An 18,124-nucleotide genomic window follows, 5' to 3' on the forward strand; every position below is an offset into this window, starting at 1 on the left:
CTTTTTGTCTTAATTAACTTTATTGAAAAATAGAGTTGTGCAACAGACTCGGTCAGGCAGGCCTGTCTGCCCTGCCTACCGCAGGCAGGCGACAAAGGCAGGTTCGCTCAGAATGACATATTCGAGTTGTGCAACAGACTCGGCAAGGCAGGTGGAAAATGGAAGGAGAACAAATAATGAACAAAAGTATTGTTTTATGAAAGCAGTTGAAATAATCTATCTTAACGAGAGGCAGAGGAGAATAGAATTTGATTGACTTTGAATTTTGGATTTTTAATATTGTTGCAGACGTTATAAGAATTATTCTACGTTTAACAGAAATCCTATAAGAGGGTACAATAAAATTTCGAACATTGCACATTTCTATATTAATCTTTGTCTTGACATTAAATTAAAATAGGAGCAGTGATGAGAAAAATCATCTTACTTTTTTTTCTGTCCTTTATAATAATCAGCTTATTTACACTTAAACTGTTTGCTGGAATCGGAGTAGGTTATTCCTCTGTTGGAGCATTGCCAGTAGAGCTAACTTTGTTTACCGCAAAGCAAAACGGAAGTAGTGTGGAGCTTTATTGGGTAACAGCAACAGAAATTAATAACTACGGATTTGAGATTGAGAGATCTCAACCCCGTGAAGATTACAGCAAAATAATTTGGGAGAAGATTGGTTTTGTAATTGGGAATGGGAATAGCAATTCTCTTAAAGATTATAGTTTTGTTGATAACAAACCCCCGATTAAAAATTCTAACTATCGCTTAAAGCAAATTGATAACAATGGTGCTTTCAAATACTCAAACCCTATAGAAATTGGATCTAGTATAACGTTTCACAAATAGCTTTACAAATAGAAATAAAAGAGTTATATTTACTTCTGAAAAGAAAAGGAGTAAATATGTCCAGAAAAAGTAGTCGTCCACGATTAAAATTGGATGAAAAAGAATTAAATAAGTTGGAGAAGATATCCTCATCACGAACAACAGAATCCAGAGAAGTAGAAAGAGCTAAAATCCTCATCCATTTCTCACAAAATATGGATATATCAAAGATTGAAGAAAATGTACACGTATCACGACCAACTATCTACAAATGCATAGATAAAGCATTAAGTATGGGAGTAGAAGCCGGTCTAAAGGATAAATACCATAGTCCCAAAGAGCCTGTGATCACTGAAGAAGCAAAAGCATGGGTAATAAATATTGCATGCAATAAACCAACCACTTACGGATATGCTGCTGAAGTGTGGAGCCGCCAATCATTGGCAACCCATGCAAGAAAATTTGGTCCGATAGAAGGACATTCATGCCTTGCTAAGGCAGTTAAAGCAACAATACAAAGAATCTTGTCAGAACATCCGATTCGCCCACACAAGATTGCTTACTATTTGGAGCGACGAGACCCTGATTTTGAGAACAAGATGCAAACTATTTTAATGGTTTATAAGGAAGTAAATCTGACTACTGATAAAATGCAAAATGGTGAAACTCCTGACATCATTACCGTTTCAATAGATGAGAAGCCAGGGGTGCAAGCTATTCGTAATATTTCGCCTGATATTTTACCAAACCCAGAGAAAAATTCAAGAATTATGAGAGATTATGAGTACAAACGAATGGGAACTGTCTCGATCTTAGCTTCTATGGATTTGAATACAGGACACGTTATCGGGCAGGTACATGACCGGCATAGAAGTAGCGAGTTTATTTCCTTATTGGATGAAGTGGATGCTTTTTATCCAAAAGGGCACACTATTCGCATTATTTTGGATAATCACTCAGCTCATATTTCAAAAGAAACGATGGCATATCTAGCAACCAAACCAAACAGATTTGTTTATGTACATACTCCTAAGCATGGTTCATGGCTTAATATGATCGAAATGTTATTTGGTAAAATGGCAAGAACTTTTCTTAAACACATTCGTGTCTATGATAAGGCTGAGTTAAAACGAAGAATCATTCTTTGGATTAAAGAGATAAATGATGTTCCGGTTGTCTTCCGTTGGAAAAAGTTTGATATAAATTTAGAATATTAATGTCAATGTTTATATGAAACGTTATACTAGAAACATCATTTACATTTAACGAATTAAAAATTTCTTTTGAGTTAAATAGATTGCCAATTAAAAAATTGGAGGCAAAGACTCCTGAAAGATGATAAAATGATTTATTCCCGGAGCTAATTTTAAAGGGATTTAATTTCAATCGCTTTGCAATTTTAAATAACTGGTTTTCGATCTTTGCATTATCAGATTCAATAGCAACATAGCAATCTTCTACCTTTACAATTTTCTTTGATGGGAATGTCTGCATTATATGGAATGAAGCAACGGAACCGCCTTTTAGTTTCAGATCTTTTAAGACTTTAATATTTAGTGCTCCAGAAAGATGGATAAAAATGGAATTTTTATAAGCAAGTTTAAGTTTGGATAAATCCTTTGCAATATTTTTTATTTTATTATCTGGAACAGCAATTATAAAAACATTTGTATTAGCTGGAATTTTAGAAAGCTGATTGGAAAAATTTTCAATTTCATATTTGTTTGCAAGAATTTTGGCGGATTTTAATTCCCGACTAATGACGCAACTAATAATAAATTCTTTCTTTATAAATGCATCAACCAAAGAATAGGCAATTTTTCCAGCACCAATAATTGCAAATCTATCCATAAATTACTACCGATAAATAACCCACAACTTCTGAATCATCACCTGTTATATCACCGGAATCGCTTCGTTTAAGAATCAAAGAGTTTTTTTTATTTAATAAATCGGCAGTTCGCATCGCAGCAACAATTCCACCGCCGCCACAGGCTTCGGAATTTTTCATTTCTAAATCATTCTGTAAACCTTCGTAATCAAAATTTTTAATTCTTTGTTCAATGCGCCCATCCAATTTATAAGCAACTGTTTTGGAATAAAAGTGAGATAAGTCGGAACTAACAACCAGCAATGTTTTATCATCAATTACTTTAGAAAGATGTTCTGCTAATTCATAAAGAAAAGATTTTTTTTGATCACCAATTACAATTGGAACAATTGAAAAATTATTTAATACAATCTGTAAAAAAGGAAGTTGTACTTCCACAGCGTGCTCTAGTTTATGTCCTTCTTTTCCTTCAAATATCAACTTACTCTTTTTTGTAAGATTATTTCGTATTTCTTTATTAATCGGCACAATGCCAAGTGGAGTTTGGTATGCATCGCCATTGTAAATTGATATACCGGGAAAATATTCTCTGTGGCTTGGTGAAAGAATGATTACAGTATTGATTTCTTTATCCTTTACCAGATTGTAAGCAAAAGCTGCTGTCTTGCCGGAATAAATGTACCCTGCATGCGGTACAATCAAAGCAAAAATATTTTCAACAGGTTTTTCAATTACAGCTTCGTTAAGCATTCGTTGAATATCATCTTCCAGATTTATTCTGTTGGCTGGATAAAACGTTCCTGCTACTGCCGGCTTTCTAACCATTTCCATTTTTCACTCCCATTTCTTTTTCAGAAAATACAGTGGCAGTAAATAATTTCATATTTAATTGTTTTGTTTTCCATGAGTTACCAGGTAAACCTGCTTTGTGACAAATTGCGGTTAAATATTCATTCTTATTCATTTTGTGTTCAATTGGTACTTGCGGTAAGAGCAATCCCCGCTTTCCCAAATCTTCTAAAATTAATCCATGTGTTCCAACAATAATTTCACCGTAACTTTCCATTTTAAATGGAGGTGAGAGAACGGAGATTTCAATTTCTACCTGTTCAAGTTCAGTTTCTTGCAAAGGAAAAAATCTTGGATCTCGTTTAGCTGCGCTTATAGCTGCTTTACAAACTGTGTCGAATAACTTATCATCAGAAATGATATAACCGATACAACCACGCAATTCATCATATTCCATTAGTGTTACAAAAGCGCCTGCTTTTAATTGAAGGATTGGGTGTTCCTTAAAATCAGGTTTAGGTATTTCTGTTTTTATAAATAAAGAAGTGATTGCATTTCTTGCGGCTTTTAACAGGATTTCCTTTTCAGTACTACTTATTTCCATCAAACCTCCCGATCCAATAAAAGGCTAAATGATTGAATAAACTTTAACTTCAGTTTTTTCCTTAAGTAAAAATAATAAATTATCCTTAATGAAAAATGAATCCGGTACGTAAGCGTTTGCGTTTGTATTTATTCTTTCATCAAGAAGAATTATTTGTTTATCGAGATTTATGATAAAAAAATTATTATCTAAACTTCCAGTTGAATTGCGGCTATAATAATTTGCAAGTAAAAGATCCTTGAAAAAAATGTGTTCAATGTTTCCTTCAACAATGGATGTGCCGATTAATTTTTTAATCTCATCTTTAACCAGACTATTTTCAATTGATTCTTTATTTAACGGATTAGGAAACAAATAATTTTTATATTCATTATCGTCGATAGTAGTTTCTCGAATCTTGCTTAGCTGAGAAGCATCATTACCAAGTTCTTCAACAAGTTTACCAGTCAGGTAATCAAGCGCAAAGAATTTTCTACCTTCAAATTTTTGAATGAAAGTATAAACTTTATCTCCTTCGATAAATAGGTAACTATATTCTTCTGTCTGCCAAAGAATTTGTTGACTATTAATATCAAATGCAATTATCACTTTGTGCCCGGGCATATCAGGCTTTGCATATTTGTGGAAGAAGATCACATCCTTATAAATTTTTTCTATACCGATCCAATATTTTTCTTCTAATTGATGATTCTTAAAGTGCACTTTTCCGGAATAAGCATCGATGCAGTTGAAATATGCCTGTTTGTTTACAATATCTCTATCTTCTATTATCAACTTGTTGGAGCTCGAGATTAATATCCGCCATATTTGCCGATTATTAGTAAACGAATATTTTTTATTTATCTTCATTTTCAGTTTGATTTACTTGGTGTTGGTTCTATATATTTAATTAAGAAATTTCTCCTGTTTCAAAATTGAAATTATTTTTGAATAATCCAACTTATTTTTTCTTCGAGAACTGGTAAAGTATATGCGTAGAATTTTTAAATTATTAATTAGACTGCAACTCTTCCAATTATTTTTTGGAGGAGTTCTTCTTGCTCAATCATTTAATGTTACCAAAATAGAGCCCCCGAACTGGTGGACTGGAATGAAGAATAATAAAATTCAATTGATGGTTTATGGAGAAAATCTTGAAAATATATCTGCTGATTTTGGTTCAGCAGATTTGAAAGTTACTAAAGTAAATAAAGCAGAAAATTCTAATTACACTTTTATTGATGTGGAAATTCTGGAAGATGCCAGTCCTGCAATTTATAAACTGGTATTAAAAAATGATAAAGAAAAGCAAGAGTTTGATTTTCCTATTCTTCAACGAAAAAATTCTTCGGATAGTTTTCAAGGATTTAGTCCAAAGGATGTAATCTATTTAATTATGCCGGACCGGTTTTCTGATGGAGACACTACAAATAATTATATTAAAGAGATGGTTGATGGCTACAAACCAAATTCTGGAATTGGCAGGCACGGTGGGGACATCAAGGGAATTATCAATCATCTTGACTATATAAAAGAACTTGGATTTACAGCATTGTGGGTCACCCCGCTGGTGGAGAATAATACTGGCATCAGTTACCATGGTTATGCACCAACCGATCATTACAATATTGATAAACGATTTGGAACCAATGAGCTTTATAAAAATTTGGTAGAAGAAGCTCACAAAAAAGGATTGAAAATAATTTTAGATCATATTAACAACCATATTGGTATTACTCATCCATGGATGAAAAATCTTCCGTTCAAAGATTGGATTAATGGAAGTGTGGATGACCATCATAATACACCTCACTATAATCAATCATTATTTGATGTGAATAGTGATAAATATGTTTGGGATTATTCCAATACAGGTTGGTTTGTAAGGGAAATGCCGGATTTAAATCAAAGAAATCCTTTCCTTGCAAAATATCTGATCCAAAATACAATTTGGTGGATTGAATCAACCGGGTTGGATGGTGTTAGAGAAGATACTTATCCATATTCGGATCAAAAGTTTTTATCGGAATGGGCACAAACTATTTTAGAAGAATATCCAACTTTAAATATTGTTGGAGAAGTTTGGATTGGTGATCCGGCATTCCGAGCTCCTTTCCAGAAGGGAAGTTATTTTCCAAAAGAGTTTGATAGTAACTTACCATCAGTTACCGATTTTGGTTTACAAGAAGCAATAAAAGATGTTTTTGCAAACGGGAAAAGTATAAAGCTTATTTATGAATTATTAGCGAAAGATGTTTTATATGCTAATCCAAATAACCTGGTTACATTTTTAGATAACCATGACATTGAGCGTTTAATATTTTCAGCAAAAGGCGATGTTAAAAATTTTAAACTTGCTTTAACGCTTCTCTTAACCACAAGAGGAATTCCGCAGATTTTGTATGGAACTGAAATTGGATTGATGGGTGGACCAGATCATGGTTCACTTAGAGCTGATTTTCCGGGTGGATTTCCGAAAGATAAACACACAGCATTTACAAAGGAAGGACGCAGCGAAAAGGAAAATGAAATTTATAATTTCTGTAAACAGCTTTTAGCGATAAGAAAAACTCATCAGGCTTTAACTGATGGCAAGTTGGTTCATTATCCACCAAGGGATGAAGTTTATTTTTACTTTAAAATACTTGGGGATGAACAAATAATGGTTGTGATAAATAATAATATTAAACCAAAAGAATTTGAATTGTCGTTTATCAAATACCGGCTGGATGACAAGAAAACTTTAATAAATCTTTTTTCTGGCAAGGAAATTAAATTAGATGATTCACCTAAAATCATAATTCCTGAAAAAACCGCCGCCATTTTTGAAATTAAATAGTTGGAGATAAAAATGTTTATAAAAAAAATCATCTTTACTTTGGTTTTATGTGCATTTAGCGCTTTCTTTATTTCTTGTGATATGAATGTTAACCACGATGATTGGCGTAATAAAGATTCGGGGAATATTCCTGCAGTTGTTAACACAACTAATGCGTTTTCTTTTGCAATCGATGCGGCAGATTTTTCTTTTAATGAAAAATACAGCGTTGATTTTAAATCAAATTCATTTTCAATTGGATTAACAGTCTCTGGCTATAGAAATGGAACTGGTCATCTTGATATTTATAATGAAAAGGATTCCATTTATTATTCAACAACGTTAAGCAATAATATTGTTTTGGCAAATGATAATATAGCAGGCGGACCACCACATAAAATTGCATTAAAGTTTACTGATTTTACCGGTAAAGTATCGATTGGCATTGGTGGGAAATAAAATTTATAGTAATTCTAACAAAGTAATGATTTATAAATAAGGTTTATTTATCCAAACCAATTTTTGTAAGGAGATTCAGAAAGCGCGGATCGTTTCGGAATTTTTTAAAGATTGGAAATACTTTAAGGAAAATCATTCCGCCAATTTTCTCCTTATAAGCTTCTTCTAAATATAAGTACATCCTTTCCGCATTATCAGTCCCGGCATATAATGTTGCCAGTTCAAGGTTGTAAGAAACATCATTTTCTTTTTTATAATTTAGAATTTCTTCAATCAATTTTTGAACTTCTTCCATTTTCCCAATCTGAGTGTATGCGCAAGCTAAAAATGGCAAACATTTAATCCCATCATTTGCAGAACGCCGAACCTCTTTTAGGATATCAATCGATTTATGTGTTTCACCTTTAATAAGAAGAACTTTTGCAAAGTTAAGCCGAGCCGCCCAAAAGTTTGGATCAAGTTCGAGAGTTTTTTCAAATTGTTTTAAAGCATCATCGTGTCTTTCCGCGTAAAGATAAACTTCGCCAAGTTCATTGTTAAGTATAATAGAAAGTGGATCGAGCGAATAAGCCAACTCCATTTCTTTTATTGATTCTTCCAAATCACCTTTTGCCATCAAATAAAGCGAATATGCTTGATGAACAACCGAAGAGCCAAAATTTATTTCCATTGCTCTTTCAAAAGAACTTAAAGCTCCCTCCCATTCCCATTCGTTAAACATCCTTACCAGAGCCAGGGAAATATGGGATTCTGCAATATTCTCATCTAATGCAATGGCTTTAAGAGCTGCTTCTTGCGCTTTTGAGTAAGCTTCAGCGGGAGTCATTACTCCAGTGGCACTTAGTACAACATAACAGTTTGCAAGTCCAGAGTAGGGTAAAGCAAAATACGGTTCCTTTTCTATTGCCTCTTCAAAAAGAGAAATTCCTTTTTGGATATTTTCAGGTGTCCACTTGCCAAAATAAAATAATCCTTTCAGGTAAAGATTATATGCGTCGATATTTTTTGTATACGCTTTTACAAGCGGTTTACCGGGAAGATCTACATTGGTTTTTGCTTTAAACCGTTCCGCTATGTGTCTGGAAATTTCATCCTGGATTTGAAAAATATCTTCCAGGTTTCTATCATAAACTTCTGACCAAAAATGATAACCGTCAGCTATATTTATTAACTGGGCGGTTACTCTAACTTTATTCCCAAACTTTCTAACGCTTCCTTCAAGCACCGTGCTTACATTTAGCTGGTTTCCAATCTGGCGAATATCTAAATTCTTTCCTTTGAATGCAAAGGAGGAAGTACGCGAAGTTACTTTTAATCCTTCAACTTTAGTTAATGCATTAATAATTTCTTCAGTAATGCCGTCACTAAAATATTCATTCTCTATGTCAGTGCTCATATTTAAAAATGGAAGAACAGCGATGCTACGTGATGAAAATCCTGCTTTACTTTCTAATTCTTTGGAATCTGGTATTACAATCCCTTCTGACTTAATTGCATAAATTTCTAATGGGCGCTTTACATTTTTTAGTCTGAATTCTCCCATCAGTATTACATCAAGTTCTTCATGATTCCTGATTTCATCATTCACTTTATCAGAAATTAAAATACCGCCAGGAACTGAAAGTGATTGTATTCTGGAAGCAATGTTAACTCCATCGCCGTAAACCCCATCATCATCATAAACAATATCCCCGGCATGTATTCCAATCCGCAGTGGTATCTTCGGTTCTTTTTGAAGTTCTTTCTGGATAGAAATAGCACACTTTACAGCTTCAATAACACTTCCAAAAATTGTTAAAGTTCCATCACCATAATATTGTAAAATACTTCCCTTATGTAGAAGTACACATTTTTCAAGAACTCTTCTATGGCGGTCACGAAGCTCTTTTGCACTCTTTTCATTTTCCTGCATTAACAATGTGTAGCCAACAATATCAGTAAACATAATTGCTGCAAGTAACCGTATCTGATTTTCAATCATAATAACATAAATGATGTAGATAAACTTGATTTAAATAATTTTACAAAACTCGTTTAAAGATAAAAATATTATGGATTCTTTCATATAGGAATAGTTCCTCTTTTAAAACAATAAAAAATCTCTGTTGCTATAATTAATCTTATTCTGTAGGTTAAACTAAGAATTGAAAATTAAAATAGGTCAATTATGGAAATTGAATTCAAACAATCTTTTATTGAAAAGTGGAATAGGTATTTTTCCAATTCCGAACTTCCAATAAGTTTTTATTATACTGATGATATTGATGCGGATGCAATAACTGCTGCCAAATCCGAGCAGAGATGTTTGATGAGCCATCTTAATAAAGTAAGAGATGGCGCTTCAATATATTTTGAGGCAAACACAATTGGTTGTACCGGGGGAAAAAGATATCTTGGTTTTTCTCATAAGCTCCGTCCAAATTTCGATTATTTTCTTTCATGTGGAATTGAGGGGGAGCTTGAAGGAGAACGATATAAAAAATCTCCTCAAATAGTTCACGAAGTAATTAAATTTCAACCTCCGTTTGAATCGCCAGGAAAATATATTGTTTTTAAGCGATGGGACAATCTGAATGAACTTGATGAACCAATGGTTGTTATCTTCTTTGCACATCCGGATGTTTTATCCGGGCTATTTACATTAGCGGGTTTTGAAGAAGTTAGAGCAGATGCAGTAATTGTTCCTTTCAGTTCCGGTTGCGGTTCTGTTGTTTATCATCCGTATAAAGAAGCTCATTCAGAAAATCCCCGTGCAGTTTTAGGAATGTTTGATGTTTCTGCCCGACCATTTGTACCGGACAATGATTTAACATTTTCCATCCCAATGAGAAAATTTATTGAAATGGTAAATAATATGGATGAAAGTTTTTTGGTTACAGATTCCTGGTTAAAGATAAAGCAGAGGATAATAAAGTAAACTTGTGATTGAAAAAAATAGTTATATATTTAATACGAAGCACTCGATAAATAAAAAATAAAAATTAAAATGAGATGATAAAATATGTCTGGACAGAAGTTAGAAACTTTGTTTGCATCTGCTGAACGTTCTACTGCCACAAAATTGAATGAAGAAAGATTAAATTTTTCTCAAAGCCCACTTTTATTTGAGATTACCAATGCAATCCCCAATGGTGTTTTGGTACTTAATAATAACAGGCAAATAGTATATGCTAATAAACACGTCTTAGATATTTTCGCATTAAAAAATGATTCTACTTTAATTGGGATGAGACCCGGTGAGGCACTTAATTGCGAACACTCTTTTGATATGGAAGGTGGTTGTGGGACGTCGGAGCATTGCCAAACTTGTGGTGCCGTGATGGCAATTCTCAATAGTCAACATTTAAATCCAGATATCCAAGAATGCCGCATTTTACAAAAGAATACTGGCATTGCCCTGGATTATAGAATATGGACCACGCCACTTCATTTGAAAGAAGACTTATTTACAATTTTTTCTATTCAGGATATTCAGGACGAAAAACGTAGAAAAGTATTAGAAAGGATTTTCTTTCACGATATAATGAACACAGCAAGTGGATTGAAGGGAATTTCCGAAATAATGGTTGAATCAAAAGATGAAGAATTTGAAGAGTATAAGAATATTCTTTATTCTTTAACTGATAGATTGATAGATGAAATAAAAACTCAAAGAGAATTATTAGCTGCGGAAAATAACGAACTTGATGTTAATATGGAATCGTTCCATACTTTAAGTTTTCTTAATGAAGTTGAGCAGACTTATAGGCAATACGAAATTGCGAAAAATAAAATTATACGTACAGATCCATCTGCTGCTGATATTAAAATTGCGAGTGATAAAGTTTTGCTTTGGAGGGTTATCACCAACATGTTAAAAAATGCTATCGAAGCATCTACACCTAATCAAACAATTACAATTGGATGTAATGTAAATTCTAATACTGTGGAATTTTGGGTTCACAATCCTAATTTTATGAAGCGGGAAATTCAACTACAAATTTTTCAACGTTCATTTACAACTAAAGGTAGAGGAAGAGGAATAGGTACATATAGTATTAAACTTTTAACAGAAGGTTACTTAAAAGGAAAGGTGCGGTTTATTAGCAGCGAGGTTGAAGGAACAACTTTTTTTGCTGCAATTCCTATTCATCCTTAAACTTTATTTGCAAACAGAAAAAATATTTAATAGCTTTTATTTAGTTCTTTGAAATCTTTACGGTGTTCCGATTCTAATCGGAAAGAATAGGGAAACCGGTGAAAATCCGGCACTGCCCCGCAACTGTAAAAGACGTTTAACTTAACAAAAAGCCACTATACGGATTTCAGATTGGTGATTTTGGATTGTGGATAAAATTTGCATTCCGGCATCAACAATTTGCAATCATTTGGGAAGGCGTTAGGTGTTGTCTTGAGTCAGGAGACCTGCCGTAAATTTTAATTATTCTACCTTCGTGGGCGAGGTTAGTTAATTTGTGTTTACTTCTAATTTAATTCCAAAGTATCACAATCCTTATTTATTCCCGCGCAAGGTTACAACTTTTATCAATTTATTTTCTAAAAGGAGTAACTTGTATGCAAAAATTTATTGTTGTTGTTTTATTGGTTTTTACATTTTCAATTGTTTCTAAGGCTCAGGCAGATTTATCAATTCCAGATTCACTTAAAACCTACAAGCTTTCAGATGTTGTAATAACTGCAACAAAAACATTTACACCCGCAATTGAAGTTGCCAGTTCCGTTACAATTATTACCGAAAAAGATTTAATCAATTCCGGTAAAATTTATGTTTCCGATATATTGCAGGATGTTGCTGGAGTATCTGTTGCTCAACAGGGTGGAGCTGGTAAACTTACCCGGGTATTTATTCGTGGTGCAAATCCACACCATACACTTATTTTAATTGATGGAGTTGAAGTTAACGATCCCGGCTCTATAAGTAATGCATTTGACCTGGCAAATTTACAAACAATCAATATTGAGCGGATTGAAATCCTGCGCGGACCACAAAGCACTCTTTACGGCTCTGACGCGCTTGCTGGAGTAATAAGCATCTTTACAAAACAGGGAAGCGGTAAGCCAAAATTTTCTGTTTCTGCTGAAGGTGGATCCTTCGAAACGTATAAAGGTTTTTTGGGTATAAGTGGTGGTTTAAATTATCTCAAGTATTCTATTGGTTATTCATCATTACACAGCCAGGGATTTTCTTCTTCAAATAAGAAATATGGAAATAGCGAAAATGATTCTTACCAAAACAATTCGTTTAATTCAAGGATTGATTTAAATCCGATTAATAATCTCGAACTGGATTTTATTTTTAATTATTCAAAAAGCAAAGCAGGATTGGATCAAAATGAAAAGTTAGGAGATGACCCAAACTTTTTTTCTAATGTTGATGAATCTTTATTTAAACTAAATGGTACCTGGAATTTGTTTAATGGATATTGGACACAGAACTTTGGAGTTTCGATTATTAAAAATATTAACAAGACAACAGACGGAATAGATGCAACTCATCCAAATCTTTCCTCTGTAAATTATTTTACCGGTAATCGTACAAAATTTGAGTGGCAAAGTAATTTAAATATAAGTCGTAATAATGGTTTAACGCTTGGATTTGAAACCGAACAAGAAAAAGCTTATTCGGATTATTTAAGTACAAGTGAATGGGGTGAATACAAATCAGTCTTTCCATCCAACAAGGCAACAACGACTGGAGTTTATCTCCAGGATCAATTGAAAGTGATGGATTCTTTTTTTTCATCATTTGGAATAAGATATGACAAACATAACCGGTTTGGCTCTGTATTAACTTATAGGATTGCACCGACGTATTTTCTTTCTACAACTAATACAAAATTAAAAGCTACATATGGAACCGGATTTAAATCTCCTTCACTTTATTACCTGTTCGATCCAATGTATGGAAATCCAAATTTGAAGCCGGAAAAAAGCAAAGGTTGGGATGCTGGAGTGGAACAATATCTTTTCAATTATAATTTTACTTTTGGGCTGACATACTTTAATAATAATTTTACTGATTTAATAGGGTATGATAAAAATTTTAAAACCATAAATATTGATAAAGCAGAGACAAATGGTGTAGAGGTTTCAATTTCAACATCAGCAATTTATAATTTTATACTGAGCACAAATTATACTTATACTGAAAGTAAAGATAAAAGCCTGGGAAACGATGACAGTGGAAAAGATTTACTAAGACGACCAAAGAATAAAATTTCGTTCAACATAAATTATTCATTCAGCAATGCAAATTTGAATTTTGAAATTCTAAATATCGGTGCAAGGGAAGATAAAGATTTTTCTACTTATCCTGTTCAACGTGTGAAATTGAAATCCTACACGCTTCTAAATGTTGCTGTTTCTTATAAATTTATTAATCAGTTAAGTCTTTACGGAAGAATTGAAAACCTGACCAACACCGATTATGAAGAAGTTTTGTATTACGGAACAGCATCCCGTTCTGCATATCTTGGATTAAGAATTAATTTTTAGGTTAGTTCAGAATTAAATATTTTCTGGGTGGTTCTTTGTTTACTTCCCAAATTGAGAGGAAAGACAAAGAACCACCAGGAAATTCTTTATGACAAGGACATTTTATTTGCTGTATGTTGAAATTAAACCACAAACATTTTTCCAAACTTATTTTATTGGTAATCTTTTCTTCCACAATATTTCCCCAGAATTTTTACAATTCAATCTCCGGTAGAATTTTAGATGAATCATCTGGAAAACCTTTAGCAAGAGTTAATGTATTCATTACCGGAACTACATGGGGCGCTATCACTGATGAAGATGGTTATTATAAAATATCGTCTGTTAAACCTGGTAAACTCGAATTAGTTGTTTCAATGATAGGTTTCGAAATAACAACCAAAATTTTTACTTTAACAGAGAAATCTGAATTAGAATTAAATTTTAGGTTAAAGCAGAAATCATATGAATTAAATTCTATTGAAATAATTTCCGAAAAACCTGTCGACTGGCAGAATAATCTTCGGACTTTCCAAAATTTATTTTTAGGACAGAACAAATATTCTTCTGATTGCACAATTGTAAATTCTGTTAAACTTGAATTTGATTCTAATATGAATAACATTTTGTCTGCCCGCATTGACGAACCTTTAGTTATCATCAATAAAGCACTTGGTTATAAAATCTATTGCGTGCTGTTAAACTTTAAATGGGATATGGATGAAAGAAGAATTCAGTTCCTTGTTAAACCGAGATTTGAAGAAATGAATTCATCTTCTGAGCAGGAAAAATTATTGTGGTTGAATAACCGAAAAGATGTTTTTAATGGATCATTAAATCATTTTTTACGAGGATTAATCAATAATGATTTTCTAAAGCTGGGATATAAAATTTATTTTGCAGTTATGCCAAGTGAATCAAAAAACCTTAGTAAGTTACAACAAATTTTTTCTAGAGATAAATTACTACGGAAAGGAATGCTTGATGGTGAATATTCGTTACATTTTGAGAATTATGTCAGAATTGTTTTTGATGAAAATATTTCCTGGTTGAAATTATGTTATCCCGAAGTAACTTTAGATAAATTTGGTAATCCAGAAGAGTCAATGCCGTTTGAGACGTATGGTTATTGGGCAACTTCCGGAATGGCAGATATGTTACCGAATAATTTTGAAATTGAAAGTGAGGAATGATTTAAGTATTTAAAAAATGAGAATTGCCAATTACTGTTATTTATTTCAATTTCTAATTACTGCTTTACTACTTCTTTTCTAACATAAGCCAAATCCACGATCCTTTTCAAAGTTTTCTTGAATGTAATACCAGACGCTTTTGTAGAACGCATAAAACCAGCGTCTTCTGTTAAATCTGGGTTAGGATTTACTTCCAGGACAAATAATTCATTCTTAGCGGAAAGACGCATATCTACTCGTGCATAATCTCTGCACCCAAGTGCTCTGAATGTTCGAAGAGCTAACTCTTGTGCTTTTTCTTCAACTTCTTTAGGAAGGATTGCTGGACAAATGGCTACTGTGGAATGGTAAGCTTCGTGGTAAGGATCCCATTTTGCTTGAAAGCTAACAATGTTATGCAAATGATCAGGCATTCTAGAAAAATCTATTTCACTTATTGGCAGCACTTTTAATTTTTTATCACCAAGTACAGCAACATTCAGCTCTCTTCCATCAATATATTCTTCAATTAGTGCATATTGGTGCATATTAAAAAGAACATTTTCAATTTTATTTTTTAATGATTCGTAACTTTCCACTACCGAGTCGAACTCAATTCCAATGCTGGCATCTTCCATTGCTGGTTTTACAATTATCGGAAACTTAAGATGAATTTCCTCAATATCTTCTGTACCGGTAATAATTTGATAATTAGGAGTCTGTATATTGAAAGCATGCATTATACTTTTTGCCATTGTTTTGCGCTGGCAAGTGCCGAGTGCAATTGGGTCTGCTCCTGTATATGGAACTCTCATTAATTCCATTAATCCAGCAAAACTCATTTCAAGATTTGCTCTATCGTGAAAAATCTCAACCAGGTTAAAGACCACATCTGGTTTATTCTTTTTATAATCTTTAAGAAAAACTTCGTAATTATCTTTGATATTCAAAGTGTAAGCTTCGTATCCAACATCTCTTAAACCTTGAGCCATTTGTTCAAAGCAATCGAAAGGATTGTAATATTCCACGTCAAAGTATGGTACAAAATCAAGAGCCTTTTTCTGTTCTTTATTCCGTTCCTTATAATAATTTAAATTAGCTTCATTAAACACTATTGCAACTTTCATAACACCTATTTGTTTTTACTTCTGAAAAATACTGAAAAAATGGCTGGAAATAAATTAAAGTCGATAAATCTATTAAATCTTGGATAATGATTTCAATTAAAACTAAACTATAAAAATATGCTGCTTATAGTAAGGCGCTTTTGTGATTTACTAAATAGTCAAAAAGATTTACCAATCAATTTTTATAATTAGCTTTCTATCATATTTAGAATTTATTATCTTTAGCTCCAGATATTTTAACCAAAATAAAACCATTGAATATCATTTCTATTAAGCATCTTAATAAATTGAATATAAATCTATGAGCTTTTATCCTCAACCTAATAGCTATACTTGCGGACCATTTGCGCTAAAATACGCACTTGTAATGCTTGGAATATTTAAAAATGAACGGGATATTGGAAAAGCAGCCGGTGTTACCTGGTGGGCTGGTACTGATGAAATAGGCTTGGCAAGAGCAGCAAAAAAATACAACTGCAGAATGAAATATTTCCGGGAATCCCGTTCAAAAGATGCTCTTGAAGAACTAAATAAACGTTTGAAGAAAAATTATCCCTGCATCTTAAGCGTATCTAATTGGGGGCATTGGCTCACAGTTCTTGGTTATCAGAAAAATAAATATATTATTGTTGATAGCAGTCAGGATAGAGTAGTAAATATTTTAACTCCATCTCAGCTTTTAAAGAAATGGAAGTACGTTGAAGATGATGTTGTTAGTTTTGATGGATATGCCATTGTTCCTATGTTTAAGATAGACACTTTTGCAGTCTTCTCACTGGAAAAAGCACACACAGTAATGTATAAACGAAATGAAAAACTTGCCCATAAATGGGATACGTACTTTAATGATTTGATAAATATCTGCCGTCCACGCACTCCATTATCATCTCATATTATTACATTTAATGAGTTTTTAAGACGAAATGAAAAAGCATTAGTAAAAGAAGTTGCTTTTTGGCATGGAACTCCTACAAAGTACGAGTTGAAGAAAGTACTGCACAATTTACAATTTGTTTCTGAAGTTTATGGTTTAGTTATTTATGAAGATGATGAAAAGAAAGCTTTGATTGATTTAACCTCCATCCTGATGATGTATGCTTGTGGCAAATACGGAATGGATCCGATTTATTAAGATATAACAAGTTTTTTATATTGTAATCATTTTCTTGCTCTTAATCTTAATCTTAATCTTGATCTTAGTCTTCATCTTAACCTAATAAAGATCATGACCAAGAAAAGTTGGATGATTTTGGAATTATTTAATTTGTACAATAAAAAGTTTTTATGATTAGACACAACATAATTTTGCAACGGGAAAAATCTGCATTGTTAATTATTGATATTCAGGAAAAAATCTTGAATGTAATGCAAACGCCAGAAACTTTAATTGCTAATACATCAAAGCTTATTCGGGGATTTAAGATTCTCGGTATTCCAATTTTTTATACAGAACAATACGCAAAAGGATTAGGATCCACAGTACAGGTATTGAAGGAAGAGCTAAATGGAATTGAAGCAATCCATAAAATGAGTTTTAGCTGCGCTGGCGCAGATGATTTTTTCAATCAACTTAAAGAAAAAAAAATTTCCCAAGTTGTTGTTTGCGGAATCGAGAGCCATGTTTGTGTGCAGCAAACTGTACTTGATTTGCTTGCAAATGGATTTCAAGTTGATGTTGCCGCAGATGCAGTTTCTTCAAGAAAAGAAATTGATTATAACATTGCACTTGAAAGAATGAACCACCATGGTGCAGAAATTACTACAACCGAATCGATTCTTTTTGAACTGTTGAATGTTTGTGGTACGGATGAATTCAAATCTATTTCAAAAATGTTGAAATAACATTTTTTCCATCTCGCTAATCTTTTACAATAAAAACTTATTATAAGGAAGAAAAGTTGTCCTCGCTTATTCCGAATTACCAATTTTCAATATCCAATCTATATTTTTATTATCTTTAAAGTAGAAAATGCTGGATGTAAATAAGATGGATAGTACTACTATTGAAATAATAATTTTACTTATTTTGTTTTTTGCTAATGGAATCTTCGCAAT

Annotated in this window: 16 protein-coding genes and 1 riboswitch; of the genes, 10 read left to right on the forward strand and 6 right to left on the reverse strand. The window is 32.8% G+C overall.

What is annotated here, in order from left to right; translation table 11 throughout:
• Positions 1-408: 408 nt before the first annotated feature.
• A complete protein-coding gene (locus tag NTX22_15700; protein ID MCX6151969.1) occupies positions 409-837 on the forward strand; it encodes a hypothetical protein in 429 nt (142 codons plus the stop codon).
• Between the two features lie 56 nt (positions 838-893).
• The gene (locus tag NTX22_15705) at positions 894-2,033 is read left to right on the forward strand and encodes an IS630 family transposase (GenBank protein MCX6151970.1); all 1,140 of its coding nucleotides are present in this window, start codon (positions 894-896) and stop codon (positions 2,031-2,033) included.
• On the opposite strand, the gene NTX22_15710 is transcribed toward NTX22_15705, so the two are convergent.
• Genes NTX22_15710 through NTX22_15725 form a run of 4 tightly spaced genes read right to left on the reverse strand, consistent with a single transcriptional unit; the run spans position 1,966 to position 4,889 of the window.
• Positions 1,966-2,667 carry a DUF2520 domain-containing protein gene (locus tag NTX22_15710; GenBank protein MCX6151971.1) on the reverse strand — a complete coding sequence of 234 codons (702 nt, stop codon included), beginning with the start codon at positions 2,665-2,667 and terminating at the stop codon, positions 1,966-1,968. The genes NTX22_15705 and NTX22_15710 overlap by 68 nt on opposite strands.
• Positions 2,660-3,478 carry an AmmeMemoRadiSam system protein B gene (amrB, locus tag NTX22_15715; GenBank protein ID MCX6151972.1) on the reverse strand — a complete coding sequence of 273 codons (819 nt, stop codon included), beginning with the start codon at positions 3,476-3,478 and terminating at the stop codon, positions 2,660-2,662. Before amrB ends, NTX22_15710 begins: the two co-directional genes overlap by 8 nt.
• On the reverse strand, positions 3,465-4,040 hold the full coding sequence (gene amrA / locus NTX22_15720) for an AmmeMemoRadiSam system protein A (GenBank protein ID MCX6151973.1): 576 nt from the start codon (positions 4,038-4,040) through the stop codon (positions 3,465-3,467). Before amrA ends, amrB begins: the two co-directional genes overlap by 14 nt.
• Positions 4,041-4,064: 24 nt before the next feature.
• Positions 4,065-4,889, reverse strand: a complete 825-nt coding sequence (locus NTX22_15725) for a DUF4905 domain-containing protein (GenBank protein ID MCX6151974.1) — start codon at positions 4,887-4,889, stop codon at positions 4,065-4,067.
• Positions 4,890-5,010: 121 nt separating this feature from the next.
• On the opposite strand from NTX22_15725, the gene NTX22_15730 reads away from it, so the two are divergent.
• Together NTX22_15730 and NTX22_15735 are read left to right on the forward strand one after the other, a co-directional pair.
• Entirely contained in the window at positions 5,011-6,858 is a 1,848-nt protein-coding gene (locus tag NTX22_15730; GenBank protein MCX6151975.1) for an alpha-amylase family glycosyl hydrolase, read from the forward strand.
• Positions 6,859-6,870: 12 nt separating this feature from the next.
• On the forward strand, positions 6,871-7,296 hold the full coding sequence (locus NTX22_15735; GenBank protein ID MCX6151976.1) for a hypothetical protein: 426 nt from the start codon (positions 6,871-6,873) through the stop codon (positions 7,294-7,296).
• Positions 7,297-7,339: 43 nt separating this feature from the next.
• Here NTX22_15735 and NTX22_15740 read toward each other — a convergent pair whose 3' ends face one another.
• Complete coding sequence (locus tag NTX22_15740) at positions 7,340-9,241, reverse strand: tetratricopeptide repeat protein (GenBank protein ID MCX6151977.1); 1,902 nt, start codon at positions 9,239-9,241, stop codon at positions 7,340-7,342.
• Positions 9,242-9,463: 222 nt separating this feature from the next.
• On the opposite strand from NTX22_15740, the gene NTX22_15745 reads away from it, so the two are divergent.
• The 4 genes from NTX22_15745 to NTX22_15760 all read left to right on the forward strand — a co-directional run bounded on the left by NTX22_15745 (position 9,464) and on the right by NTX22_15760 (position 14,963).
• Positions 9,464-10,213, forward strand: coding sequence for a DUF169 domain-containing protein (locus NTX22_15745; GenBank protein ID MCX6151978.1), 750 nt, complete (start codon positions 9,464-9,466; stop codon positions 10,211-10,213).
• 84 nt (positions 10,214-10,297) lie between these two features.
• A complete protein-coding gene (locus tag NTX22_15750; GenBank protein MCX6151979.1) occupies positions 10,298-11,434 on the forward strand; it encodes a PAS domain-containing sensor histidine kinase in 1,137 nt (378 codons plus the stop codon).
• Positions 11,435-11,477: 43 nt separating this feature from the next.
• Positions 11,478-11,723, forward strand: a riboswitch (cobalamin riboswitch).
• Between the two features lie 127 nt (positions 11,724-11,850).
• Positions 11,851-13,791: a TonB-dependent receptor gene (locus NTX22_15755; protein ID MCX6151980.1), complete on the forward strand. Its 1,941-nt coding sequence runs from the start codon at positions 11,851-11,853 to the stop codon at positions 13,789-13,791.
• A 113-nt stretch (positions 13,792-13,904) separates the two neighbouring features.
• Positions 13,905-14,963 (forward strand): carboxypeptidase-like regulatory domain-containing protein, encoded by a 1,059-nt coding sequence (locus NTX22_15760; GenBank protein ID MCX6151981.1) that lies wholly within the window; start codon positions 13,905-13,907, stop codon positions 14,961-14,963.
• Between the two features lie 56 nt (positions 14,964-15,019).
• On the opposite strand, the gene NTX22_15765 is transcribed toward NTX22_15760, so the two are convergent.
• Positions 15,020-16,069, reverse strand: a complete 1,050-nt coding sequence (locus tag NTX22_15765) for an ATP-grasp domain-containing protein (protein MCX6151982.1) — start codon at positions 16,067-16,069, stop codon at positions 15,020-15,022.
• Positions 16,070-16,370: 301 nt separating this feature from the next.
• On the opposite strand from NTX22_15765, the gene NTX22_15770 reads away from it, so the two are divergent.
• Both NTX22_15770 and NTX22_15775 read left to right on the forward strand, forming a co-directional pair.
• A complete protein-coding gene (locus NTX22_15770) occupies positions 16,371-17,201 on the forward strand; it encodes a cysteine peptidase family C39 domain-containing protein (protein MCX6151983.1) in 831 nt (276 codons plus the stop codon).
• A 152-nt stretch (positions 17,202-17,353) separates the two neighbouring features.
• Positions 17,354-17,911: a hydrolase gene (locus NTX22_15775; GenBank protein MCX6151984.1), complete on the forward strand. Its 558-nt coding sequence runs from the start codon at positions 17,354-17,356 to the stop codon at positions 17,909-17,911.
• The last annotated feature ends 213 nt before the right edge of the window (positions 17,912-18,124 follow it).

The organism is Ignavibacteriales bacterium (assembly GCA_026390815.1).
Taxonomy (GTDB): domain Bacteria; phylum Bacteroidota; class Ignavibacteria; order Ignavibacteriales; family SURF-24; genus JAPLFH01.

Bases quoted from the DNA above. Each gene is read 5' to 3' on its own strand.
- NTX22_15745 (MCX6151978.1), top strand. From the start codon at position 9,464: ATGGAAATTGAATTCAAACAATCTTTTATTGAAAAGTGGAATAGGTAT.
- NTX22_15725 (MCX6151974.1), bottom strand. From the start codon at position 4,889: ATGAAGATAAATAAAAAATATTCGTTTACTAATAATCGGCAAATATGG.
- amrB (MCX6151972.1), bottom strand. From the start codon at position 3,478: ATGGAAATGGTTAGAAAGCCGGCAGTAGCAGGAACGTTTTATCCAGCC.
- NTX22_15705 (MCX6151970.1), top strand. From the start codon at position 894: ATGTCCAGAAAAAGTAGTCGTCCACGATTAAAATTGGATGAAAAAGAA.
- NTX22_15730 (MCX6151975.1), top strand. From the start codon at position 5,011: ATGCGTAGAATTTTTAAATTATTAATTAGACTGCAACTCTTCCAATTA.
- NTX22_15710 (MCX6151971.1), bottom strand. From the start codon at position 2,667: ATGGATAGATTTGCAATTATTGGTGCTGGAAAAATTGCCTATTCTTTG.
- amrA (MCX6151973.1), bottom strand. From the start codon at position 4,040: ATGGAAATAAGTAGTACTGAAAAGGAAATCCTGTTAAAAGCCGCAAGA.
- NTX22_15735 (MCX6151976.1), top strand. From the start codon at position 6,871: ATGTTTATAAAAAAAATCATCTTTACTTTGGTTTTATGTGCATTTAGC.
- NTX22_15770 (MCX6151983.1), top strand. From the start codon at position 16,371: ATGAGCTTTTATCCTCAACCTAATAGCTATACTTGCGGACCATTTGCG.
- NTX22_15775 (MCX6151984.1), top strand. From the start codon at position 17,354: ATGATTAGACACAACATAATTTTGCAACGGGAAAAATCTGCATTGTTA.
- NTX22_15750 (MCX6151979.1), top strand. From the start codon at position 10,298: ATGTCTGGACAGAAGTTAGAAACTTTGTTTGCATCTGCTGAACGTTCT.
- NTX22_15740 (MCX6151977.1), bottom strand. From the start codon at position 9,241: ATGTTTACTGATATTGTTGGCTACACATTGTTAATGCAGGAAAATGAA.
- NTX22_15760 (MCX6151981.1), top strand. From the start codon at position 13,905: ATGTTGAAATTAAACCACAAACATTTTTCCAAACTTATTTTATTGGTA.
- NTX22_15755 (MCX6151980.1), top strand. From the start codon at position 11,851: ATGCAAAAATTTATTGTTGTTGTTTTATTGGTTTTTACATTTTCAATT.
- NTX22_15700 (MCX6151969.1), top strand. From the start codon at position 409: ATGAGAAAAATCATCTTACTTTTTTTTCTGTCCTTTATAATAATCAGC.
- NTX22_15765 (MCX6151982.1), bottom strand. From the start codon at position 16,069: ATGAAAGTTGCAATAGTGTTTAATGAAGCTAATTTAAATTATTATAAG.